The sequence below is a fragment of the Candidatus Nitrospira salsa genome (genome assembly GCF_965152625.1).
The window spans coordinates 547052-570798 of record NZ_CBCUCO010000002.1 but is presented as its reverse complement, the minus strand read 5'-3'; the positions used below and the strand labels follow the sequence as shown (position 1 = coordinate 570798).

General features: G+C 47.5%; 20 protein-coding genes and 1 tRNA gene. 17 read left to right on the top strand and 4 right to left on the bottom strand.

The window, feature by feature from the left end:
* Positions 1-11: 11 nt before the first annotated feature.
* Positions 12-557 carry a hypothetical protein gene (locus ACWQXP_RS04370; protein ID WP_454061625.1) on the bottom strand — a complete coding sequence of 182 codons (546 nt, stop codon included), beginning with the start codon at positions 555-557 and terminating at the stop codon, positions 12-14.
* 470 nt (positions 558-1027) lie between these two features.
* On the opposite strand from ACWQXP_RS04370, the gene ACWQXP_RS04365 reads away from it, so the two are divergent.
* A complete protein-coding gene (locus ACWQXP_RS04365; RefSeq protein ID WP_454061624.1) occupies positions 1028-1783 on the top strand; it encodes a transglycosylase SLT domain-containing protein in 756 nt (251 codons plus the stop codon).
* 72 nt (positions 1784-1855) lie between these two features.
* On the opposite strand, the gene ACWQXP_RS04360 is transcribed toward ACWQXP_RS04365, so the two are convergent.
* Together ACWQXP_RS04360 and ACWQXP_RS04355 are read right to left on the bottom strand one after the other, a co-directional pair.
* Positions 1856-2839, bottom strand: coding sequence for a hypothetical protein (locus ACWQXP_RS04360; protein WP_454061623.1), 984 nt, complete (start codon positions 2837-2839; stop codon positions 1856-1858).
* A gap of 163 nt (positions 2840-3002) precedes the next feature.
* A complete protein-coding gene (locus tag ACWQXP_RS04355) occupies positions 3003-3671 on the bottom strand; it encodes an SOS response-associated peptidase (RefSeq protein ID WP_454061622.1) in 669 nt (222 codons plus the stop codon).
* Positions 3672-3979: 308 nt separating this feature from the next.
* Here ACWQXP_RS04355 and ACWQXP_RS04350 point away from each other — a divergent pair, with 308 nt between their 5' ends.
* Both ACWQXP_RS04350 and ACWQXP_RS04345 read left to right on the top strand, forming a co-directional pair.
* Complete coding sequence (locus tag ACWQXP_RS04350) at positions 3980-4240, top strand: type II toxin-antitoxin system RelB/DinJ family antitoxin (RefSeq protein WP_454061621.1); 261 nt, start codon at positions 3980-3982, stop codon at positions 4238-4240.
* A gap of 3 nt (positions 4241-4243) precedes the next feature.
* Positions 4244-4522 carry a type II toxin-antitoxin system YafQ family toxin gene (locus ACWQXP_RS04345; RefSeq protein ID WP_454061620.1) on the top strand — a complete coding sequence of 93 codons (279 nt, stop codon included), beginning with the start codon at positions 4244-4246 and terminating at the stop codon, positions 4520-4522.
* 181 nt (positions 4523-4703) lie between these two features.
* Here the strand turns inward: ACWQXP_RS04345 and ACWQXP_RS04340 are convergent.
* Positions 4704-4779 (bottom strand) — tRNA-Phe (locus ACWQXP_RS04340).
* Positions 4780-5038: 259 nt separating this feature from the next.
* On the opposite strand from ACWQXP_RS04340, the gene ACWQXP_RS04335 reads away from it, so the two are divergent.
* The 14 genes from ACWQXP_RS04335 to ACWQXP_RS04270 all read left to right on the top strand — a co-directional run bounded on the left by ACWQXP_RS04335 (position 5039) and on the right by ACWQXP_RS04270 (position 23564).
* Entirely contained in the window at positions 5039-6379 is a 1341-nt protein-coding gene (locus ACWQXP_RS04335) for a glutamate-5-semialdehyde dehydrogenase (RefSeq protein ID WP_454061619.1), read from the top strand.
* 125 nt (positions 6380-6504) lie between these two features.
* On the top strand, positions 6505-8283 hold the full coding sequence (locus tag ACWQXP_RS04330; RefSeq protein ID WP_454061618.1) for a hypothetical protein: 1779 nt from the start codon (positions 6505-6507) through the stop codon (positions 8281-8283).
* A gap of 710 nt (positions 8284-8993) precedes the next feature.
* Positions 8994-9542 (top strand): bifunctional pyr operon transcriptional regulator/uracil phosphoribosyltransferase PyrR, encoded by a 549-nt coding sequence (pyrR, locus tag ACWQXP_RS04325; RefSeq protein ID WP_454061617.1) that lies wholly within the window; start codon positions 8994-8996, stop codon positions 9540-9542.
* Between the two features lie 14 nt (positions 9543-9556).
* Positions 9557-10483: an aspartate carbamoyltransferase catalytic subunit gene (locus tag ACWQXP_RS04320; RefSeq protein ID WP_454061616.1), complete on the top strand. Its 927-nt coding sequence runs from the start codon at positions 9557-9559 to the stop codon at positions 10481-10483.
* A gap of 98 nt (positions 10484-10581) precedes the next feature.
* The gene (locus ACWQXP_RS04315; protein ID WP_454061615.1) at positions 10582-11868 is read left to right on the top strand and encodes a dihydroorotase; all 1287 of its coding nucleotides are present in this window, start codon (positions 10582-10584) and stop codon (positions 11866-11868) included.
* The gene (locus ACWQXP_RS04310) at positions 11869-12426 is read left to right on the top strand and encodes a DUF4149 domain-containing protein (protein WP_454061614.1); all 558 of its coding nucleotides are present in this window, start codon (positions 11869-11871) and stop codon (positions 12424-12426) included.
* 25 nt (positions 12427-12451) lie between these two features.
* Entirely contained in the window at positions 12452-13639 is a 1188-nt protein-coding gene (carA, locus tag ACWQXP_RS04305) for a glutamine-hydrolyzing carbamoyl-phosphate synthase small subunit (protein WP_454061613.1), read from the top strand.
* Positions 13640-13919: 280 nt separating this feature from the next.
* Positions 13920-14894 carry a signal peptide peptidase SppA gene (gene sppA, locus ACWQXP_RS04300; protein ID WP_454061612.1) on the top strand — a complete coding sequence of 325 codons (975 nt, stop codon included), beginning with the start codon at positions 13920-13922 and terminating at the stop codon, positions 14892-14894.
* A gap of 30 nt (positions 14895-14924) precedes the next feature.
* A complete protein-coding gene (locus ACWQXP_RS04295; protein ID WP_454061611.1) occupies positions 14925-15803 on the top strand; it encodes a M48 family metallopeptidase in 879 nt (292 codons plus the stop codon).
* Between the two features lie 5 nt (positions 15804-15808).
* Positions 15809-19078, top strand: a complete 3270-nt coding sequence (carB, locus tag ACWQXP_RS04290; protein WP_454061610.1) for a carbamoyl-phosphate synthase large subunit — start codon at positions 15809-15811, stop codon at positions 19076-19078.
* Entirely contained in the window at positions 19075-19551 is a 477-nt protein-coding gene (greA, locus tag ACWQXP_RS04285; protein WP_454061609.1) for a transcription elongation factor GreA, read from the top strand. Before carB ends, greA begins: the two co-directional genes overlap by 4 nt.
* A gap of 1 nt (position 19552) precedes the next feature.
* The gene (locus ACWQXP_RS04280; protein WP_454061608.1) at positions 19553-20353 is read left to right on the top strand and encodes an SAM hydrolase/SAM-dependent halogenase family protein; all 801 of its coding nucleotides are present in this window, start codon (positions 19553-19555) and stop codon (positions 20351-20353) included.
* A gap of 168 nt (positions 20354-20521) precedes the next feature.
* On the top strand, positions 20522-22276 hold the full coding sequence (locus tag ACWQXP_RS04275; protein WP_454061607.1) for a DEAD/DEAH box helicase: 1755 nt from the start codon (positions 20522-20524) through the stop codon (positions 22274-22276).
* Positions 22277-22475: 199 nt separating this feature from the next.
* Positions 22476-23564, top strand: coding sequence for a hypothetical protein (locus ACWQXP_RS04270; protein WP_454061606.1), 1089 nt, complete (start codon positions 22476-22478; stop codon positions 23562-23564).
* Positions 23565-23747: the final 183 nt, after the last annotated feature.

Here is a 23747-nt window from a genome sequence, read left to right as displayed (position 1 = left end):
ATCGATAAGATTCATGACAAACGACTGAGATGACTGGCGGAAGGCAGGAGTGCGACATGCTCACGAATCTTTTCTGAAGCCTTTCGTATTCCCAGATCAGTCAGACGATAGTATCCCCCCTTACCTCGCCCCCGCTTCACAACCAATCGTTCTCGTATATAGGGCTTTAAGACTCGATCAAGTCTTGAAATTTTCAATGATGAACGGACCAAGGCCTGATTAAGCACCGTTGCCGGAACTTCATGCATTTGTCGAAGTTCTTGATACCCGATGAGTAACATGAGAGTGACATCCGCCAGATTCTCGGCATTAGGAGGAGGCAGGCGATAGATGAGAGCAGAGGAACGATGATCATTGTCAAAGATTTGCTGAAGAGAGGCACGAGTTGGAGATATTTGGGATAAATGGTTTCGTTCAGAAATAGGCTTATTCGATGCAGTCGATTTGCCATGACCCGACTCTCTTTTGTGCAGCTCGGCAATCAGATCAAGAAACTTCTGAAACTGTTGCGTCACTTCATGGCCATTCCCAGATGCTAAAAATTCATGGCCATTCAATTTCACCCTTATTTTTAAAGGTAATCCTGATGAGCTTAAAGTTTCCCTGAGATTCGCCAACGAAACACCTAAACAAGACATTAAAATTAAATAATGGCACGTTTAGGTAGGACAAGTAAAACTTCAAGGAAAATGAAAGTGCGGACCCACAGAAAGTACATAGAGTGGATATTGGCGAGTGAAAAAAAGAGCCGCTGCCGTTAAAGTACCCAAAAAACTCAGAGGCATGTGATGAGGAAAGTTATTGGAAGTTGTCATCACACAGCAAATGTGCTGTTTTCATTAACGATTTGCCAATACGAGAGGTTCTTCTTCGTTCTCAGGAATACGCTTCATTTGCTTGATTGATGAATCTTGCACGGGTGATCATTCCATGAGACCATTAAAGAGTGGAAACATGGTTGATGAGTTGGGTAAAATAACCCGAGCAACGGCCTAACTGAGATCAAACTCGAAGGGGTGGCTGATCAGTGAATTATGAACGACATGCCGTCATGGTTGCCATCAACCAATTGACGAAGGTTGCAAGTGCCGTTGCAGCCCTCACCGTCGGAATTATCCTTCTCTGGCAAACGCCTTCCTGGGAACAACAGGCCACGTTAAAGGAAGAAGTTCCCACACGGCTCAAGACAAGTTTATCGACATTTGAAGAGCGGAAATTTTTACGGCATATCAAGACACGATTGCCGCAATATCGGGAAGAGTTTTATCTTGCCGGAAAAAAGTATGGGGTTCCCTGGGTTCTGCTTGCGGCACAAGCCTATCAAGAGTCGCACTGGAATCGTAATGCCGTGAGTCCAACCGGGGTTCGTGGAATTATGATGTTGACACTCGACACCGCCTCTGATCTCGGCATCACCAATCGGTTGGATCCTCGAAAAAGTATTAGTGGAGGAGCCCGGTATCTTGCACGTCTCTACGCTAACATACCAAGTAATGTTAAAGACCCAGATCGCATGTATTTTGCGCTAGCCGCTTATAATGTTGGAATGGGGCATATTAAAGACGCACAACTGTTAGCTACTCGATTAAAAAAGGACAAGACTCGCTGGGACCACTTAGAAACGGTTCTTCCATTATTAGCCAAAAAGAAGTACTACAAAACCTTACCCAATCGATATGCACGCGGATGGGAACCGGTCCATTACGTCAAACGTATCCGCGCTTATCGTGAAATTCTCCAGTTTCTTGAGCAACAACAAGCCTCGCTCCCCGAAAAACTCTAAACTCGTTTTTTTACTTTTTTACATGATGAGACGACTCCACAAAAGCCGTCTCATGCCAGACCCTTTGTTCTATCATTTCTGTTCGGTGATACCGATTGGCTCATCCTGACCGGCTCGTTCGACTGAGACCGCACGATCATTGGGAAGAACAATCGCACGAATCTTATCACCAAATTGAAATTTCTCACTCTTTTTGGTTTTCTCGGTGACCTCTATTCGGATTTCACCTCTTTCCCCTCTGATCACAATAAAATCTCCATCGATCATGAGAATTTCTGCCACAATCTTTCGTGTACCAGAGGGAGGAGGGGGAGGACCGACATTCTCTTGCAGAGCGGCCTCAGGCTTTGGCGTGGCGTTCGGAGCACCTTGTGCCGGTGAGGTTTGAGGGGCAATACGGGGCTTCTGCGCTTGAAACCCAAGAGGGTCGTCTGGTTTTGCGCGTTTCATATAGATCGCTTTATCGTTAGGGAGAATCTTGGCTTTAATGCGATCACCAAAAACAAACTTCTCAGTCGTCTTCGTGTCTGGAGTGACTTCAATTCGGACTTCACCATATTCGCTTCTCACGATATAAAAGTCTCCATCGACCATGAGAATATCAGCCACAATAATTCTGTTTTGAGGTTCAATTGTAACAGGGACATCGTCAGATTGAGCTGAAGCCTGTTGATTCGTTGATTCCGGAGTAGATGAAGACGTTGCTGATTGTGCTGAGTCAGACGAGGAGGCAGCAGGTGCCTCAGCAGTGACCCCTATCGGCTCATCTTGTCCAGCACGGACAATGGAAATGGCTGAGTCATCCGGTCGAATAAGGGCCTTGATACGATCACCAAACTCAAAAGTTTCCGACATTTTCGTATCTGGCTTCACGACGATACGGATTTCTCCCAACGGTCCACGAACAATAAGAAACTCACCTTCAGTCAGCAATACCTCAGCGACGACGGTCCGAACAGCTGGAGGCGGAAACTCAGGCCCTTGCGCAAACAACAACAATGATGGGTTCGTCACGAACACGATGACAGCAAAGAGACACCCAAGGCATTTCTTCATGAGAGTACTCCGTTAAGAATGAAATAAATGGAGAAATACGAGTATCATCCGATCACACAGTCACATCAACGTTCTATGTTACCTTGCCCGAAAATTGAGGTAAATATGTAGGCTAAAACCTACGGAACAGGCCTTGTCATCGAAAGGCTTCCCACAAGGTTCATTATCTCAGAAGTTCGATACATTCTGGCCGATCATTCTGTGGATTATTCACAAGCGTACTGACGGGAAAGGCTTCCATTTCATCCGAGGCCAACGGCGCAAGCAATACCAATAAGTCAGCAGGGTCGTGTATTGATGGATCAAGCCATGTCGCATAATCTTGTGGAGAGAGAATCACCGGCATGCGATGGTACACCGGTTTCATGAGGGCATTGGGAGTGGTTGTAATGACGGTACAGGATTGGATGGTGGGCCCTGCCTTCGTCCACCGTTCCCAGAGACCAGCAAAGGCAAAGGGTCGGTGGTCTTTAAAGCGTATGTAATACGGTTGTTTGACCTTTCCTTCTTGCTTCCATTCATAGAATCCATCGGCGAGAATTAAGCACCGTTGGGATTTGAAGCTTTTCCTGAACGATGGTTTTTCTGCCACCGTTTCCCCTCGCGCATTGATTAACTTACTTCCAATGCTTGGATTCGCAGCCCAAGCAGGAATCAATCCCCACTTCATCATGACACATTCGCGGTGATCATTTTCCGGAGCATGTCTGACACACGCCGCCATTTGACTTGGCGAAATATTGTAGCGAGGTGTGAGCAGAGGCTTCCGGATCACCTGAAGCAGCTTCAGCAGATTATCGACTTTTTCTTTTTGTGTATATCGACCACACACGCGCAGCAATCCTTTCCCATTACAGGCGCACTAGTACGAACAGTAGATTATACGAATCCAATTAAGTTCCAGCTTGGCCTATCAACTAACTCAGCGCAATTATGCACTTCAAACATGCGGAAGGTATATGAAGCGGCTATAACAATGAACTCTGCGTTGAAATATATTGCCCTTCAACCTAAGAGGTAAACACAAACAGCGATAGAGCATAGTTCATTTTGCAGTTGAAATGAACAAAATGATTGCAAATTGCATTCTATATGATATAATTTGCAATACAATGTGTATTTTGTAGGAGGTATGAGGCAATGTCAAATGTAACTGTACAGTCTCGGGTTAAGCCAGAACTCAAGGAAAAAGCAGAGGCTGTATTTTCAGCCGTTGGCTTAAGCACGGCCGATGCTATTCGCATGTTCTTACAACAATCCGTGAATGTTGGAGGACTGCCATTTCGACCGACTGCGAAGCAACCGAATGATGAAACACTTGAAGCGATGGAGGAACTGACGCAAGGGGGAGGAAAGAAATTTCGAAGCACCAAAGAATTATATAAAGACCTTGGCATTTAATCCATGTACCGTTTTACTCGGTCAACAAAATTTCGGCGTGATGCGCGTCGATGTCAACGGCAACACAAAGACATGGATAAGTTCAAAGCGGTCCATGAATTATTGATAACCGGAAAGCCACTTCCAGATAAAAACAAAGACCATCAGCTCATGGGCCATTGGAACAATTATCGTGAATGCCATCTTGAACCTGACTGGCTGCTCATTTACCGGATTAATAAACAAGAAAAGGTCATCGAATATATTCGAATGGGTAGTCATGCCGATTTGTTCAGCAACTAATTACTGGTCGCTCATCAAAATGGTGGTTACGATTCAAAGTCGCAAAGGAACAACTCCAACATCGGAGGTTATTTGAAATGGCGCGAGGCAAACTACTTCCTGAGGAGAATATGAGAGTCCTGGAAAAGCCAGGTCATTTCATTTGAAATGTGAGCCCGCTGGATTTGCGAAAGAAGAAATATGGTGCCGAGGGACAGAATCGAACTGTCGACACCAGCCTTTTCAGGGCTGTGCTCTGCCAACTGAGCTACCTCGGCACGAGGAATGACAAATTGCGAGGAGATAAAATGAGGAATCAGGCTCACTCGTCGAAAACTGATTCGTAATATGCAGGATTGTGTGGGCAAAATCAAGCATAGAAATATAGGAAATCGAAAATGCACCGTGCTGTTGAGTGCTTCGTTCTAATGTTATTCCAAGGATGTGATGCTTGACGGTCCTTTATATAGCGGGGTATTCTCAACGTCTATTCCCTCACATCGATACCTGACAAATATTAGTCAAGAATAGGGCAATATGGAAACTGAAGAAGAACTTGAAGTTCCTGATGAACAGTCTGAAGACCAGGATGATATAGAAGCCGTAGAGGAAGAAGAGGAAGTTAGTAACGAAGAGTATCTCCAGACTCTTCTCGAAACTGCGCGTGCGGCAGCCCGTCCACTCAGCATATTGACGGCTGCCAGCAAAAATAAAGCCTTGGAAGCGATGGCGGATGCTTTGGAAGAAGCGACTGAAGCCATTCTCGAAGCCAATGAAGAAGACCTGGAAAACTTTGGCGATGATCCAGCTCGTGCAGCGATGGCGGATCGTCTCAAGCTGACTCCGGAACGTATTACCGGCATGGCGAAGCAGATTCGCGAGATTGTTGCCTTGCGCGATCCCGTTGGTGAATCGGTCGGCTTTAAAAAACGCCCAAATGGCATGCGGGTGGGGAAAGTCCGTGTCCCAATTGGCGTAATTGGCATCATTTATGAGTCTCGCCCAAATGTCACAGCAGATGCCGCAGCCTTGTGCTTGAAGTCGGGAAATGTGTGCATACTGCGTGGAGGCTCAGAGGCAATTCATTCCAATACGGCCATTGCGAAGGTCTTGGTTGAGACTGCCAACAACACCGGGATTCCGGAGGGAGCCATTAGCTTTATTGACCGTCCTGACCGTGAGATCGTACTCGATCTTCTCAAAAGTGATACGTTCGTTGATTTGATCATTCCTCGGGGCGGGGAGTCGTTAATGGAAACCGTGACGACCAATTCCACCATTCCAGTGATCAAGCATGACAAGGGCGTTTGCCACATTTACGTTGATGCGAATGCCGATTTAATTCAAGCGCAAAACATTTGTTTGAATGCGAAAGTTCAACGACCTTCAACTTGCAATTCCCTTGAAAGCCTGCTGGTTCATGACAAAATCGCCAAAACATTTTTGGTCCCGTTGGGGAAAGCTCTGACAGAGGCTGGCGTAGAAATTCGGGGGTGCCCGAAAACCTGTGAAGTCTTGCCGAATGCCAAGCCGGCGCAAGACGATGATTTCGGAAAAGAATTCCTCTCGCTCATCCTCGCAATACGGGTGGTCAAAGATATGGATCAAGCTATGGACCACATTGAGACGTATGGCTCACGCCACACCGAATCCATTTTGACGAATGACTATAGTCGAGCACTTCGGTTTCTTCGGCAAGTCGATGCAAGTGCCGTCATGGTTAACGCGTCGACCCGACTCAATGATGGGTATGAGTTTGGTCTCGGGGCAGAAATGGGGATTAGTACAACCCGGTTACATGCGCGAGGCCCAATGGGCCTGGAAGATCTGACCTGTTCCAAATATGTGGTCTATGGATCAGGGCAAATTCGGGAATAGAATTCGTCATTCGTGAAGCGTATCTCGTCTTTCGTAGAAGAATAAGTCGCTCTTCTCACATCCTTTGTGCAATGTCATAATGCACAGCCAATTCGTTCATCCTCAACAAGACCAATCTCATCCTGATGGCACATGATTCGATTATCACATCCGTTCTGAGTCAACCTGATCTTTTTCTGCTTCTAGGCAATCGTTCCTACGCAGAGGATTTTGCTAAGGCTGGAGGACGTATTCAAACTCAACCGAGTGGGCACCTAGTTTTTTATGGGCCAACTGGTCGAAGGGTACTGCTGACTGATCCCGAAGGACATCCACTTCATGAATGTGAGTGGGCTCCAGATGCACAGGGAAAAGACCGGTTCGTTTCTGCGCGCATGCAATTGGATTGGGGGCAATGGGTCGGAATCAAGCCTGGGCATTTGGTGTACGACACGCATCTCAATTTGTCATCACGACCGGGATGGGAAACGATCACCAAGGATGACTTACGCACTATGGCCGCTCGTGCGATGAATGTTTCACTGGAACAAATACAGTTTTTTTATCGTGATGAAGACATCGTGATTGACCCATCGGGGCAGGCTACCATTACTCAGCGGAAAGATGCCTTTTACATTTTACCGGATGGCTGTTTTGACCAGCCTCAATTCATGTCCTGCATGACCGCCATGCATTGGGAACAGATCGATTATCTTCCCGTCGTTGAACTCTTTCTGTCTCTTTTGCCGGGAACCGGGAGTGCGGCGTTTGAGTTAATCCGAAGCTTGTATGACGATCAGAATCCTCACCATCCCTTACCGCTTCAATACCGAGGCATTCCTCCCTATCCATCAGAAGGAGCCTTTCGTCTCTTCAGCCAGTTTTTTACACCTTGGGCCCCGGGAGGCATAGACCCGTTACGGTTGTTCTTAGATCCATCGCGGTCGGAAGAAGTCACGTGGCTACCGTCGTCTCATCCTCCACTCAGATATCTTGATCCACCGAACCATCTCGGTATAACGGTTATTCAAGGGAAAGTCGTCAAGGTTACTCAATCGACGGACCCTACCGGCCTTTCCTACTTTTTCCCAAAACCAAGAGGACTACCTCCTTGCGGACGAAGCGTTGTAACGTTCGACAAAAGCCTCATTCTTCAGGACGAAGCTCAGCGTCTTGCTGTACCAGTCAACGACACATGGGGTATTTCTGATACTTCACAGCCTCAAGACTATCCAGCTTCGGTCCCTTCTTGGCGTTCCGTCTTTCCAAATGACGTACCTCAGGTAACTGCTCTAGAAGCCTATTCAGCGGTGCTGCTATATCCCGAAGACGACCATGTGATCGGCGAGCAGGAAAGTCAGCCATTTCTCTTTGATTACGTGGATGACCTGAGAGAGGACAATCCGCAGTTACAGACCTCGATCCAATCTGCTCAACATGTTCTCATCGATGGATGTGATGCGGCTCTCAGTGCCTGCATTCAATTGGATAAAAGGAAAAATTCGACGGTGTTGTACCGGTGGGGGCACCTTGCCCAAAAGCAAGCGCAAGCCCTTTGGAATCAATGCGCACGAACACAGCAATGGGCACTTCTTTCGACCATTCAGATTTTAACGCATCAGCAACACCTTCAAGCAACGCCGGAACAGTCGTACGACCTCATCTACCGCTGGACGCCTTTTGAACTCTTTGAACAGCCAACGCTTCTGGAACAAACATTTGCTTCCTACATGAATCAACTGACTGCTGGCGGAACACTCATTATTTCAGGACTGCCTATCTTCCAGGAATATGCCAGAAAGCTTCACATGACCATGGCCTATACGGAGTATGTTCAACAGCTTCCTACCTTTCGACTTCATCAAGCCATTCTCCCCAAAGCCAAGCTTTATCAAGACCTTATGATATGTATCTTTCAAAAATAAACAATCAAAAAGCCGTATACCAGAACAGAAAATAACCGTCAAATGTTTCCCACATATCCCGATCCTAGATAGAAAATTTTAAATACCTCACATCTTAGGCCACAGATTTTTCTCGCAAACTCAGAATCATAACTATGAGGGAATGTTCAAAAAAGTCTTGGCTCATCTTCGGCCTGTTGCGCTCCCACGAACACTTCAATCTGCGAGGGACAGGGCCATGCGCAACCACGACAGGGAAATGCGAGCCAAGCCAGCAAGACCGCAGCCCTCGGCACGGTTATCTTTGGAGTAGTACCACATGACACTCATTTTTGTTGCAGAGGAACTCCCACCTGCAAGAACGATTATAGGTGCCCAAGTGACGAGCGGAGCGTACTGACAATACGTGAGCACAGCACTCTCGCGCAGCCTCTTCATACGCTGCCGAATCAACTCACTGACGCAACGCAGACCCCCTCACAGAGAACTTCGTGGCGTTTGGACGGCAAAAGGGCGAGAACGCCGCTGGAGGCTTTTTTCAACATTCCCATACACCTTGACAGGGTACGTTCTGGCGAATAGGATAGGTCAACCTTTAACACTCATCCTGTGAGGTGAGTAAGGAGAGAAAAGACCTGTGGGCCATCTGCCCTTTTAGCTGACAGAAACCTTCTCATGATTGACGTGAGGAGGTTTTTTTTTGTGCCAGATTCACAAGACTCTATACGACTATGATTCCACCCTCACACCATGAACGAACCCTGATGGATCAGCAGGAAATGGGCAGAGCATTGACACGAATCAGTCACGAGATTTTAGAACGCAATAAAGGCGCACAGGGTCTGGCCCTTGTCGGCATTCGTACAGGTGGTGTGTATTTAGCTCAACGGCTTGTTAGTCGTATTCATGATATTGAACAAAGTGATGTGCCGCTAGGGGAACTGGACATTACCCTCTATCGCGATGATCTCTCGACTCGCCGCGATCAACCAGAAGTGAAGAGGACGTTAATTCCCTTCAACATTGCAGATATGAAGATTGTGCTAGTCGACGATGTGTTGTTCACAGGACGAACAATACGTGCGGCCATGGACGCCCTGATCGACCTCGGACGGCCGGCAGAAATTCAATTAGCCGTATTGGTCGATCGAGGCCATCGGCAATTACCCATTCGTGCAACCTATGTTGGGAAAAGCGTTCCGACATCTGAAGATGAGCAAGTCCAGGTATTTTTTGATGAAGTCGGGCAAGAGGATCGAGTGGCAATCGTGACGTTGTAAATGAGACGTATGCGATGGGAATAAAAAACAAAGATTTACTGAGCTTATCCTCGCTCACACCTGATGAAATCCATCTGATTCTGGAGACGTCTGAGTCTTTCAAGGAGGTCAGTGGGCGACAGATTAAAAAAGTCCCGGCCTTACGTGGCAAAACGGTCGTGAATCTATTTTTTGAACCAAGCACTCGCACTCGAACTTCCTTTGAGCTCGCTGCCAAACGACTGAGTGCTGATGTGATTAACTTTTCACCGTCGACCAGCAGTATCGTCAAGGGCGAGACCTTACTCGATACCGCCCGAAACATTGAATCCATGCAAGCCGATATTATCGTGCTTCGTCATTCATCTCCAGGTGCAGCTGAAACGCTTTCGAAGGGTGTTCGTTCGTCTGTGATCAATGCCGGAGATGGTTGGCATGAACATCCGACCCAGGCGCTCTTAGATCTTTTCACGATTAAGGAACGTAAAAAAGAGATCCAAGGCTTGACCGTGGCCATTGTTGGCGATATTGCTCATAGTCGGGTCGCCCGTTCAAACATTTATGCCTTAACAAAACTAGGAGCGACCGTTCGAGTTGTGGCTCCCCCAACCATGATTCCGCTTCACCTCGACCGTCTCGGGGTTTCGATATTTTCGAGTTTGAGTGAAGGGTTGGAAGGGGCTGATGTGATCATTATGCTCCGTCTTCAGCTCGAACGGCTTGGCCAAGCCCTCTTGCCTAGCATACGTGAGTATGCACGGCTCTATTGTCTCACTCCAACACAGCTCAAACGTGCTAAACCGGATGTGATGGTGATGCATCCCGGACCGCTGAATCGCGGTGTCGAAATCGCGCCGGAAATTGCCGACAGTCCGTCTGCGGTCATCCTTGATCAAGTGGCCAACGGGGTGGCCGTTCGGATGGGCCTCATGTATTTACTTTCAGGGACAGGGCATGAATAAGAGATGCACCCAGAAGAACATAAACCGTACGACGATATCATTGGCGATTTCATTTCTTACTGACCTTTAATATTTCGGGATTTTCAGTTGGTGACACTATGAATGTCTTAATTTGGGGAGGAATGGTTATTGACCCTGGGCGGCATCATGAGATCAGCGATGTCTTGATTCGTGATGGGAAAATTCAGGCAATCGGGGAAAATCTGGTTGACCCTGAAAACGAGAAAGCAGAATTGCTGGTGATCAATGCCAACGGACTGGTCGTAGCTCCGGGCTTTGTCGATCTTCATGCCCATTTACGTGAACCGGGGTTTGAATATAAAGAAACCATTGAGACCGGAACAGCATCAGCCGTGGCAGGGGGGTTTACGTCTGTCTGTTGTATGCCAAATACCCAACCGGTCAATGATAGTCAAACAGTCACTGAGTTCATCTTGAGTAAGGCCAGAAAGGCGGGCAATGCTCACGTGTTTCCCATTGGAGCAATTACCAAAGGGTCCGAAGGCGCTGAACTAGCCGAGATCGGTGAACTCCATTCAGCGGGATGCGTCGCCATTTCAGATGATGGCCGTCCGGTGATGAATAGCCAAGTCATGCGGCGGGCCATGGAATATGCCAAGGCCTTTGATCTTCCCGTAGTTGACCATTGCGAATGTCTGCATCTCACTGACAGCGGCTGCATGAATGAAGGTTTTGTATCGACGGAATTAGGGATGCCGGGCATTCCAAATGCCTCAGAGGACGTCATGGTTGCACGTAATATTGCCTTGGCCGAGTTAACCGGGTCGCGGCTCCATTTGGCGCATTTGAGTACGGCGGGTTCGGTCCAACTAACTCGCCAGGCCAAAGCCAAAGGACTTCCGGTCACCGCTGAAGTCTGTCCACATCATTTCTCATTAACGGATGAGGCCACTCGAGCGTTCAATACAAATGCAAAAATGAATCCGCCTCTTCGTACGGCCCATGATGTTGAGGCCCTCAAAGCTGGTCTTGCAGATGGAACGATTGATTGTATTGCGACGGATCATGCTCCGCACGCCGCACAAGAAAAACAGCTCGAATTTGACAAAGCGCCATTTGGTATTCTGGGGTTCGAAACTGCGCTGCCATTAACCATGGCCTTGGTTGATGAGGGGGTCCTGACTCTTGAACAGGCCATAGAAAAATTAACCAGCGCTCCGGCAAAAGTCTTTAGCTTGAAAAAAGGCACATTGGAAGTTGGATGTGATGCCGATGTGGTGCTGATCGATCCTGCCTTTACGTGGGTTGTCGATCCTGCAAAATTTCACTCCAAAAGCCAGAATACGCCATTTACCGGCTGGAATGTGAAAGGGAAAGTCATCAAGACAATTGTGGGCGGAACAGTTGTCTATGAATCAAATTAAATGGTTACGCGTGAGAAGTTTCGCTGGCAATTTGTCGGATATATCTGCGAAGTCTTGGGACTGATGATTTGGGTCGGTGGTCTGCTCATGATTATCGCCGTGGTCATTCCCGCCGTGTTTAACTCCTTTGGCATGGAACAAGGTGGACGATTTTTGCGCCGCGTCTTTGATGGATATAGCCTTTTGACTCTTGGTATTCTTCTCTTTTTGGTTGTGATGGTGAGTCTTCGATATTGGCAGGCGACAGGATCATCACAGATGCTCTTTCCTGTCACTCGGACAGAAGTGATCTTGCTACTCGGAATGGCCATGACCACGAGTGTGATCATGGGCGTTGTCGGACCCAAAACAATTGCTCTTCAAGAGCAAGCCTTTGAAGCCGTGAGTGAGCTTGAAAAGAAAACCGCGTACGATCAGTTTTTTCGGATGCATATGATCTCTCGCGCCCTGTATCTTGTGAATGTCGGTTTGGCTGCCGGTTTATTAGTGTCAAAACTTCGCCGTGTCCTCGTATCATGGTATACCTCAAGAGAACACATGCAAAATATCTCATCATAATCCCGGTGACGAAGACATATATCATATGAAAAAAGCACTCTTAGCACTTGCAGATGGAACCATGTTTGAAGGAATAGCACTCGGCTATACTGGAGAGACATCGGGAGAAGTCGTTTTTAATACGGCGATGACTGGCTATCAAGAAGTGTTAACAGATCCCTCCTACAAGGGGCAGATAGTGGTCATGACCTGTTCACAGATTGGCAACTATGGAATGGCCGGCGAGGATGAGGAATCATTACGCCCGTGGGCTGAAGGATTCATTGTTCGCGAAGCCTCGCAAATCGCAAGTAATTGGCGAGCAGAAGAATCTTTTTCGAACTACATGATCCGCCAGAAGATCGTGGGAATTGAAGGCATTGACACACGGGCCCTCACTCGACACATCCGTGACCATGGCTCTCAACCAGGATTGATTTCTCACCTGACCTTGAATCCTGACGAGTTAATTGAGAAGGCTCGCCACGCTCCATCCATTGTCGGGCAAGACCTTGTATCTCACGTCACCTGTCGAGAGAGTTATTCGTGGAAAGACGGGACAGGGGCATGGCCGACGGAAATTTCAGCAGAGCCACAGCCGAGTGAAAAGACACAGTCGGTCTCCTATAAAATCGTCGTGTTTGATTTTGGCGTGAAACTAAATATTCTTCGAAGATTGGTTGATGTCGGCTGTGACGTGCATGTTGTGCCAGCCTCGACCTCTGCGGACGCGGTGAAGTCTCTGGCTCCTGATGGCATTCTGCTTTCAAATGGCCCTGGAGATCCAGATGCGGTTCCGTATGCGGTGGAAACTGTCCGGGCATTGATTGGATGGCGTCCAATTTTTGGCATTTGCCTGGGACATCAAATTCTCGGACTGGCCTTAGGAATGGAGTCACATAAATTAAAATTCGGACACCATGGGGCCAATCATCCGGTTCTCGACCTACGTACCCGAAAAGTTGAAATTACCTCACAAAATCACAATTTTTCGGTCGGGCCGCCAGGGTCGCATGACCTCGACAGTCAGGAACCAGAAATCTTTCAATCAAATTGGGGACAGGTTCAAATTACTCATCGAAGTTTAAATGATGGCTGTTGTGAAGGCATGCTCGGATTGGATACGCCGATTATGTCAACGCAGTATCATCCTGAAGCCTCACCTGGTCCACATGACTCAGCTTATCTCTTTCGCCAGTTTTTGGAAAAACTAATGCAACACCAGAAGACATGACGTACCAATATGTCCTTAAATGCTCAGCTAGGTATTTGTGCAGAAACTCATAACTTATGTGATGTATGTCGCAATCCATCAGAAGGCAAGCCTGTTACGTGTGATGAACTTTTGCAGTAGCAAGGCTGATCAGAGGGAATCCTAGGACACGGGACAGCCAAGTTTTTGATACAATTAATGTTCAGGGTATGGTTCAGTTCCATTGCCTTTTAAAAATCCTGGTTACAGACGTCCTAGTGATCGTTATCGAATTTAATGGTGTATTAGTTAAAGGAAACGCATGGTTAAATTTTTCATCATTCTCTGCCTGTGCCTCAGTTTGACGGGCTGCATTAGTCAGCCATCTCTGTTCCCATCGATTGGACCATTACAGGAGTCCAAGGTTGCGGGTGATGGCGAGCAGAAAATCGTCATGATTACGGTCGAAGGTATGCTGACATCAGCGAAACCCTCAGGGTTTGTCGATCAATTATTCGATCGTCCAAGCCTTCCAGCACGTGTCAAAGAAGAACTGACAAAAGCGGGTGAAGATGAGCAGGTGAAGGCGATTATCCTCAGGATTAACAGCCCAGGAGGCACGGTTACGTCTTCAGATATTCTTTATCACGAAATTCAGCAGTTTAAGAAAATCCATCGCATTCCAGTCATTGCATCTATTGTCGACCTCGGAACATCTGGTGGATACTACCTCGCGGCGGCGGCTGACAAAATTGTGGCACATCCTTCAACCATTACCGGAAGCATTGGCGTGATTATGGTTACCATTAATGCCGAGGGATTACTCGAGAAAATAGGGGTCGAACCTCGAGCGATCACCTCCGGACCCAATAAGTCGATGGGTGCTCCATTTCGTGCCATGACGGAAGAAGAAGAAGGGATTTTCCAAGGGGTGATTGATTCAATGTATGAACAATTCGTGACGGTTGTGAAAACCGGACGCCCAAATCTTGATGAATCAGAAATTCGACGTCTAGCCGATGGTAGAATATATACAGCGATGCAAGCAAAAGACATCGGACTCATTGACGACATTGGATACTTGGAAGATACCATTGCACTCGCCAAACAACAGGCCGGACTAAAGGAGGCGATGGTCGTCACCTACCATCGAGCTGGAGGGTATAAACATAATATTTATTCAAGCATGATGCTGGGGGGCGGAGAGATGCAAAAATTTCCAGATCTGAAACCTTCGTCTCTTCTCACGCTTTTGAATGGTAGCACCCCGCAGTTTATGTATATGTGGATGCCATGAGACGAGAAGTTTAAAGATAGAGGATCGATTATGGATAGGAAAATAGCCTCATATATCGGGGTTACGGTTTTGGTCATGCTGGGGTTTGTGCTTGATGGCTGTCAAAAGGCCCCTGGAACCGCCAGAGACCAGTTTATTTACATATCCGAAGAAAAAGAAATTGCACTAGGCTTATCAGCTTTTCGAGAAGTGCTGGCCAATGCGCCGCTCAGCACCGACCCAGACATCACGTTAATGGTCAATCGTGTGGGACGTCGTATTGCCGCCGCAGCCAACAAACCCTCGTATCACTGGGAATTTGCCGTGATTCAAGAGGACGAACAAATCAATGCGTTTGCATTACCAGGTGGAAAGGTTGCCATCTTTACTGGGCTGCTTCCGTACACCAAAACAGAGGCAGGACTTGCCACGGTGATGGCGCATGAAGTCGCGCATGCCTTACAGCGCCATGGGGCCGAGCGGTATAGTAGCGGGATCCTCGAGCAGATTGCACAAATCGGCACACTTGCAGGTGCGGCGGTGGGGGGAATCGACCCGGGCGTTGCTATCGGGGCCATGAGTGCCTATGGAGTGGGAGTTTCGTTGCCCAACTCGCGTAAACAAGAATCAGAAGCCGATTATATAGGCCTACAACTGATGGCCAAAGCCGGCTACGATCCGCGTGAGGCTGTGCCATTTTGGGAACGGATGAGTGGATGTCCACGGAAAATGATTGGGAAATTTTGCTTTCGATCAAATGCGGCAGTCCCGGAATTTCTTTCAACCCATCCATCGGATGTCACACGAATTAACCAGATCGAAGCCTGGCTACCGAGGGCGCTGGAATATTATCATCCTGACAACCCTGAGACACAAACAGACAGTGACATTGAACGTAAATCGAAAAACCTTCAAGACTCACGACTCTAACTTATATGCCACGACGAACTGATCTTCACCGAATACTGCTTATAGGCTCTGGCCCCATTGTGATTGGCCAAGGTTGCGAGTTTGACTATTCCGGGACACAAGCCTGCAAAGCGTTAAAAGAAGAAGGCTTTGAAGTCATTCTGATCAACAGTAATCCAGCCACGATCATGACCGACCCGGACCTTGCGGATCGAACCTATATCGAACCCATTACCTGTGAAGTGGTCGAACGCATTTTAGAGCGTGATCGTCCGGATGCTTTGCTGCCAACAATGGGAGGGCAAACGGCACTCAATCTGACCGTTGAATTATTTCAAAAAGGTGTATTAGAAAAATACGGAGTCCAAACCATCGGTGCGTCCTATGATGCCATTCAGAAAGCGGAAGACCGCGAACTTTTCAAAGAAATCATCCAACGTATTGGCCTCAAAGTTCCTCTAAGCGGATCCATTCGCTCTCGACACGAAGCGATTCAACTCATAGAAACGATTGGATTTCCGGCCATCGTCCGTCCATCCTTCACCCTTGGCGGAGCCGGTGGAAATATCGCGTATAATCGCGAGGAATATGAACAATTTGTTGAATGGGCACTTGTGACAAGCCCGGTGAAACAGGCTCTGATCGAACAGTCACTGATCGGGTGGAAAGAATATGAATTAGAGGTCATGCGTGACCTGAAGGATAATGTCGTCATCGTGTGTCCAATTGAAAACTTTGATGCCATGGGTGTGCATACGGGAGACAGCATTACTGTGGCCCCGGCCATGACTTTGACCGACAAAGAGTATCAACGAATGCGAAATGCTGCGGTTCGCATTATTCGAGAAATCGGTGTGGAGACGGGTGGGTCCAATATTCAATTTGCCGTCAATCCGAAAACCGGTGATCAAATCGTCATTGAGATGAATCCGCGAGTATCGCGAAGTTCTGCCTTAGCATCGAAAGCGACCGGTTTTCCCATTGCGAAAATTGCCGCAAAGCTTGCGGTCGGCTACACCCTTGATGAAATCACTAATGACATCACCAGGGTCACGAAGGCGTCATTTGAACCAACAATTGATTATGTGGTGGTCAAAATTCCTCGGTTTACCTTCGAAAAATTTGAAGGAAGCGATCCAACACTGACGACACATATGAAGTCTGTCGGTGAAGCGATGGCGCTTGGGGCAACATTTAAAGAAGCCCTCCAAAAAGCTATTCGTTCTTTGGAAACTGACCGGTTCGGGCTCTGTTCATTATATGGATTGGATGGACTCTATCAAACGAATCAATCAGCTCAGACGGATCAAGAAGTGATGACAGAGATTCGTGCTGCACTGCAAACTCCAACCGCTGATCGCCTGTGGCAGATAGCTGATGGATTCCGAGTTGGCTTGTCCGCTGATGAACTCTATGCCATCACGCATATTGATCCATGGTTCCTTGAAGAAATTCGTCAGCTCTTGGAGCTTGAATGTGACATTGTTCACACGCGCCCTTCAATCACGGCGGATCTGTACAAACGAGCGAAGCAACTGGGATTTGCGGACGAGCGCCTCATCCAGCTGCTGAAGCAACCATTGGAAGCGGTTCAAGCATTAGCTCGCCAACCCGATTCGCCTCTTCGTGTCACGTATAAGCGCGTCGATACATGCGCAGCAGAGTTTGAGGCCCACACCCCCTACCTCTACTCAAGTTATGGAACGGCCTGTGAATCGCGATCCACGGATCGAAAGAAAGTGATTATATTAGGTGGCGGTCCAAACCGAATTGGGCAAGGGATTGAGTTTGATTATTGTTGTGTGCATTCTGCCATGGCTCTTCAAGCAGAAGGCATTGAAACGATCATGGTCAACTGCAATCCTGAAACAGTAAGCACGGATTACGACATTTCAGACCGTCTCTATTTCGAACCGCTGACCATGGAGGATGTGTCACACATTCTCGAAGTTGAAAACCCCTTTGGCATCATCGTGCAATTTGGCGGGCAAACACCGTTAAAACTCTCATGGTCGTTAGACAAAATTGGCGCCCCGATTTTGGGAACCAGCCCAGATGCCATTGATCGGGCGGAAGATCGAAAACGATTCGGTGCGTTAATCAATGAATTGAACTTACGACAACCGAGAAGCGGGATGGCTCAGAGTCACGAGGAAGCCCATCATATTGCGGAAACTATTCAGTATCCAGTCATGGCGAGACCCTCCTATGTGTTAGGTGGTCGTGCGATGCAGATCATTTACGATGCCGACTCGCTTGCTCGATATCTCCATATGCATGCCTTCAATCTTGAACAACACCCTTTATTGATTGATCACTATCTGGATGGAGCTATTGAAGTTGATGTCGATGCGATATCTGACGGTCAACAGGTGGTGGTTGCCGGCATTATGGAACATGTCGAAATGGCTGGGATTCATTCCGGAGATTCCGCTTGCTCCTTACCACCATACTCGTTAAAACCTGCAATCATTGAGGAAATTACAATACAGACCATTGCGTTGGCGAAGTCGCTGAATGTTATTGGACTCATGAATATCCAATTTGCCGTTCAGGATGATCAGGTTTTTGTCTTAGAAGTCAATCCTCGTGCATCACGTACGATCCCATTTGTCAGTAAGACCATCGGGGTGCCATTAGCAAAGCTCGCGACCAAGGTCATGCTGGGACAAACCTTAGCAGAATTACAATTTACTGACACTCCAAGGCTAACACATATGTCGGTGAAAGAGGCGGTGTTCCCTTTCACGAAACTCGGTGTCGTAGATGTATTGTTAGGTCCTGAGATGCGTTCGACCGGGGAGGTCATGGGCATCGATGGTGATTTTGGTTGGGCCTTTGCCAAATCTCAGGCCGCGGCAGGAAATTCTCTTCCCAAATCTGGAATTGTTCTATTAAGTGTCAAAGACAGTGATAAGGCTGGAACTTTAGAGATTGCACAACGGTTATGTCGATTGGGCTTTACGCTTCAAGCGACCAACGGAACAGCCACTTTTTTACGAGAACATGATATTGCAGTAGAGTCCGTCAATAAGATCAAAGAAGGTCGGCCACATATTGTCGATGTCATTAAGAATGGTCAAATATGCGTCGTCGTGAACACGGTCGGGAGTGCGTCTTCACAGGATGATTCAGCCCCCATTCGAAAGGAGGCGCTCTATCAGGGTATCCCGTATTTCACCACCATTCCCGCAGCCAAGGCGGCAGTCTTAGGCATTGAAGCGATGCGAAAAGGTAAACTCAGAGTTCGTCCACTTCAAGAATATCAAGCCGCATTAAAGGGTACTCATTTATGAAAATTCCTATGACTCCTAGAGGCTATGAAGCCCTAAAGGATGAGTTAAATCGTATTCGGAAAGAAGATCGTCCTAAAAACATCCAAGCCATTGCCGAGGCGCGGGAACATGGTGACCTTCGCGAAAATGCTGAATATAAAGCCGCAAAAGAGGAACAGCAGTTCATTGCCACGCGGATTGCCGAAATTGAATATAAATTAAGTGAAGCGGAGGTCATCGAGGTCACATCGGGGCCAAGCGACACCGTCGTGTTCGGCGCCACAGTTCAACTCGTGGAGATTGAATCAAACGAAGAAAAGCAGTATCGGCTTGTCGGCCTCGAAGAGGCAGACCTCAAATCGGGAAGTATCTCCGTTCAATCCCCCATTGGCCGCGGCTTAATAGGACATAAGGTCGGCGATATCGTTGAAATCAAACGTCCTGCGGGGACCGTCGAATACGAAATTCAAAAAATTTGGTTTGAGGAGATCTAACATGGCATCGGCAACATCACTGATTACCCTTTTAACAGATTTCGGCCATCGCGACTATTTTGTGCCAAGCATGAAAGGGGTGATGTATGGCATTAACTCGCAAGTACGAATGGTTGATTTGTCGCATGACATTACGCCTCACGGAGTAGAGGAGGCCGCATTCCATCTTAAGTCGTGTTATCACTACTTCCCGGATGGGACCATTCATGTTGTCGTCGTCGATCCAGGCGTGGGCAGTGCTCGTCGAGCCATTTTGGTCTCCACCTCACGATACTTTTTCCTCGCACCGGATAATGGAGTCTTGAGTTATATTTTTGAAGAAGAACGGTCCGTCGAAGTTCGCGCGATTGAAAATAAACAATACCGACTGGATTCGGAAGGGGCAACATTTGATGGGCGTGATTTATTTTCGCCTGCTGCTGCCTGGCTCACGAAAGGGCAAATGCCGGGATCTTACGGACCGCTTATACATGATTACGTCACGCTTCCCAATTCTGAACCCAAAATGGAAAATGGAAAGTTAGTTGGTAAGGTTGTGTATATCGACCACTTTGGCAATCTCATATCAAATATTACACCAACTGACCTTGAGACCTTTCGTTCCGTGACAAAGCAGGAAATTCAAGGCATTCAGTTAGGCGATGTCACCATAAAAGGGATGAAAACGCATTATGCCGAAGGGGCCTTGGGCATGCCTGAGGCACTCATCAACAGCAATGCACAACTGGAGGTCTTCATCAAGCAAGGTCATGCCGCCAATAGTTGTCACGGGACAGTCGGCCAACGAATTGAAGTACGCTAACGACAGTACAGATCGTGGCGCGCGCATGCGTCTCTTCTCACTGACAATATTTCTGTTTATTTTTTCTAAATTATTCTAACGTTCAACTCATAGACCTCTTCGTGTCTCCGTCATTTCAGTGGGAGAAAAGGTTCAATTGAGGAGATGATAAAGGCATAAAGACAGGTTATGAAAAAACGTCGTTCACCCCACACATCCACGCCTCCAACCATAAAGGGATTTTCCCCAGGATTTGCAACTCTCGGTCTTGAAGCGGCACTCCTCACCACGCTTGAGACCCTCGGCTACGAAGAACCTACACCTATTCAACAAGAAGCCGTTCCTCCGCTTTTAGCCGGACGGGACCTCCTCGGTCGTGCGGCAACAGGAACCGGGAAAACGGCAGCTTTCACACTGCCTCTCCTTCAACGATTGGCTCATGCTCAACGACAGCAACATCCCTTTGCACTGATTCTGGTTCCCACACGGGAGTTAGCCATACAAGTCAGCGAAGCCGTTCAGCGTTATGGGAAAGAGCAGCATGTGACGATCCTTGCCGTCTATGGAGGTCAAGCCATTCGACCACAACTGGTTGAACTGAAACGTGGCGTCGATGTCGTAGTCGCGACGCCAGGCCGGGCGTTGGATCATATTCGACGCAAGACTCTTCAGCTCAAAGACCTGAAAATTGTCGTCCTGGACGAAGCCGATGAAATGCTCAATATGGGGTTCGCAGAAGATCTGGACGCCATTCTTCAGCAAACACCGGCAGAGAGGCAAACCGCATTGTTCTCTGCCACCATGCCAGCCCGAATTGCATCCATTGCACGACGTCATTTACAAGATCCGGTTGAAATTAGGATCGAAAAAGAAGAAGTCAAAACCGGGGCGGTTCCCCGTGTACATCAGATTGGCTATCTGGTTTCCAGACAATACAAAATTGCTGCCCTTGCGAGAACCTTAGAGATGGACAGCCCAAAGTCGGCACTCGTCTTTTGCCGAACCCGCCTGGAAGTTGATGAACTCACCTCTAAACTGAATAGTCGTGGCTATCAAAGTGAAGGTCTTCACGGGGGCATGAGTCAGGTCCAACGAGACCGCGTCATGAACTCGTTCCGCTCGGGAAAAACTGAACTGCTCGTGGCCACCGATGTCGCCGCACGCGGGTTAGATATTTCACACGTGTCACATGTTATGAATTACGATGTGCCGTCTTCACCCGAAGCTTATGTTCATCGCATCGGACGAACTGGCCGGGCAGGACGTGCCGGTACCGCCATTACGTTCATCGAACCGCGCGAGCGCTGGTTACTGCAGAACATCGAACGACGTACCAAAACAACAATCGAAATGGCATCGCTTCCAACGGTAGCCGACCTCCAAGCCAAACGATTGGAACGCATTGAGAGCTCAATTCAAGAGACTCTCAAAGCCAAACGTTTTGATCAATTTACAAGCATTGTCAACACACTCACCGAAAAGTTTGATCTAGTAGATGTGGCCGCTGCTGCGATTCAACTGGCTGCAGGATTGAAGAAGGGAGAACAACAGGACGAAGAGATCCCTTCTCTATCAGGCCACGCTCACGATGTTCCGCAGAGATCTCGACGCGGGAGACGAGAGATGCCGGACCGCCCTCGCACTGAAAAGCCGCGGGGAAGATCAGAAAGATCCGTCGGTAGACGAGATCGTACGGTTCGATCAACCGGCATGGTCACATTGCAATTTGGTGCAGGTCGAGCAGCAGGCATTCGACCAGGAGATCTTGTCGGGGCGATTGCCAATGAAGCCAAGTTAAATTCGAATGTAATCGGTCCGATTAAAATTTCAGAACAATCTTCACAAGTGAAAGTTCCGGAAGAACTAGCCAAGGGCATTATTAGGGCGTTCGGTCGCACACGACTAAAAGGCCAGAAGGTCACGGTCCGGCTCAATCGAGAATAATACGGACCCTTCAAATCTCTTAGCTAACGAATAATTTTTGCTGGGTTTCTCACTGCTCAGTGCATACAATCAAGCTATGACTCCGTTCTTTGTTAGAATCGTACTCAAAGTTCTCATATAAAGAAGACCATTCGACGAGATGTATTTTTCCAATACCGATATAAAAAAGACTCTCGAAGACTTTCTCCTTGAGAACAATATGTTGACATACGACAGCTTCGTCGGACGAGTCTATAACTTTTGTCGATCACTGGGTTTTGAACCGGGGAAAATTTTACCATCTCGGGCTTTCTGTTCTGACGAAAACCAGGGGTATCCCATTATTCTTATTGCCAAGCATTTCGGCACCTTTCCCTTTAATCACGGACGGGTCGGAGGAACGGTTTCTACCGATCGACATGGGCCTCATGCCGAGCACGGAAAAGATTTACTGATCATTCATGCGAGCCATGTGGGATACGATCCGTCCAGCCGTATCTTTGGGACCTATCATCGGAGACACACGGAAGATTGCGAAAAAACTCCTTCCTGTGGAAAAATCTATGATGTGCTTGAATGGTATCTCAAGCAATATACATTTGCGAATGACAATATCTTTCTGGACCGTCATGGGAAAGATTTACGTGTCACGATCGACAATCAAATCTTAAATGAAGATAAGACCGATGGCTTGTTTCTCAACATGGAGAAAATTGTAGGAACTCAACGGCCTGGGGAGTTTCGACCAATCAAGTCCTATAGCACATCGCAATGTTACTCTGCCTCTCAAGAATTTTGTGAACTCATGGGAGTCGCGACATGGTCGAGTCACGAACGTCGATCTATAGGAAATAAACTTCTTCCTGAATTATTTAATTTTAAATGGCACAGTGCTGGAGACTCTGAAACTCATGGGCTTCTTGAAGAAAATCTCTTACGCCCGATGCCTTGGATTGTGTCCTCACCATATCCTCTCTTAACAGCCGCTCAAGCAAATATCCAGGTCGAATTTGACCGTTCTTTTCGTACATTAGTGAATGCCGACGGCTATCATGGCAAACGAGTGGTGTTTATTTCCTGCTTGAATATTGACATTTCTCCTTCTGAAGACATCTTGTTTCCATTAACAAAGACGGTACCTTGGGCAGCTTTTATTCAACATGAAAATGGTTCTTCAGTTGTATTAGAACAGCAAGACCTTATGAATAGACTACTTGAGCAATCTCAAGACAATCCTGATGAAGTTGACCTAGAGCATGAAATTCAAAATATGAAAGACACCCAGGAAATTAAAATTGCAAAAGTATAAATCTGAATACATGATTGAGCTTCAGATTTCAGCCGGATGTTTCCATCATCGGCATATTAAATTCTTTGAAGTTGGTCGACGATGGAATCAACCTTTTTATCCATATTGAACATTGAAACCTTACACGTGAAAATGCTGCAAAAGTCTAATAACATGACGAATCAAACCTGGCCAACCTTCCAG

Excerpts from the sequence above, each read along its gene's own strand:
- ACWQXP_RS04360 (WP_454061623.1), bottom strand. The coding sequence starts at position 2,839 with ATGAAGAAATGCCTTGGGTGTCTCTTTGCTGTCATCGTGTTCGTGACG.
- ACWQXP_RS04350 (WP_454061621.1), top strand. The coding sequence starts at position 3,980 with ATGTCAAATGTAACTGTACAGTCTCGGGTTAAGCCAGAACTCAAGGAA.
- ACWQXP_RS04345 (WP_454061620.1), top strand. The coding sequence starts at position 4,244 with ATGTACCGTTTTACTCGGTCAACAAAATTTCGGCGTGATGCGCGTCGA.
- ACWQXP_RS04335 (WP_454061619.1), top strand. The coding sequence starts at position 5,039 with ATGGAAACTGAAGAAGAACTTGAAGTTCCTGATGAACAGTCTGAAGAC.
- ACWQXP_RS04330 (WP_454061618.1), top strand. The coding sequence starts at position 6,505 with ATGGCACATGATTCGATTATCACATCCGTTCTGAGTCAACCTGATCTT.
- pyrR (WP_454061617.1), top strand. The coding sequence starts at position 8,994 with ATGATTCCACCCTCACACCATGAACGAACCCTGATGGATCAGCAGGAA.
- ACWQXP_RS04320 (WP_454061616.1), top strand. The coding sequence starts at position 9,557 with ATGGGAATAAAAAACAAAGATTTACTGAGCTTATCCTCGCTCACACCT.
- ACWQXP_RS04315 (WP_454061615.1), top strand. The coding sequence starts at position 10,582 with ATGAATGTCTTAATTTGGGGAGGAATGGTTATTGACCCTGGGCGGCAT.
- ACWQXP_RS04310 (WP_454061614.1), top strand. The coding sequence starts at position 11,869 with ATGGTTACGCGTGAGAAGTTTCGCTGGCAATTTGTCGGATATATCTGC.
- carA (WP_454061613.1), top strand. The coding sequence starts at position 12,452 with ATGAAAAAAGCACTCTTAGCACTTGCAGATGGAACCATGTTTGAAGGA.
- sppA (WP_454061612.1), top strand. The coding sequence starts at position 13,920 with ATGGTTAAATTTTTCATCATTCTCTGCCTGTGCCTCAGTTTGACGGGC.
- ACWQXP_RS04295 (WP_454061611.1), top strand. The coding sequence starts at position 14,925 with ATGGATAGGAAAATAGCCTCATATATCGGGGTTACGGTTTTGGTCATG.
- carB (WP_454061610.1), top strand. The coding sequence starts at position 15,809 with ATGCCACGACGAACTGATCTTCACCGAATACTGCTTATAGGCTCTGGC.
- greA (WP_454061609.1), top strand. The coding sequence starts at position 19,075 with ATGAAAATTCCTATGACTCCTAGAGGCTATGAAGCCCTAAAGGATGAG.
- ACWQXP_RS04280 (WP_454061608.1), top strand. The coding sequence starts at position 19,553 with ATGGCATCGGCAACATCACTGATTACCCTTTTAACAGATTTCGGCCAT.
- ACWQXP_RS04275 (WP_454061607.1), top strand. The coding sequence starts at position 20,522 with ATGAAAAAACGTCGTTCACCCCACACATCCACGCCTCCAACCATAAAG.
- ACWQXP_RS04270 (WP_454061606.1), top strand. The coding sequence starts at position 22,476 with ATGTTGACATACGACAGCTTCGTCGGACGAGTCTATAACTTTTGTCGA.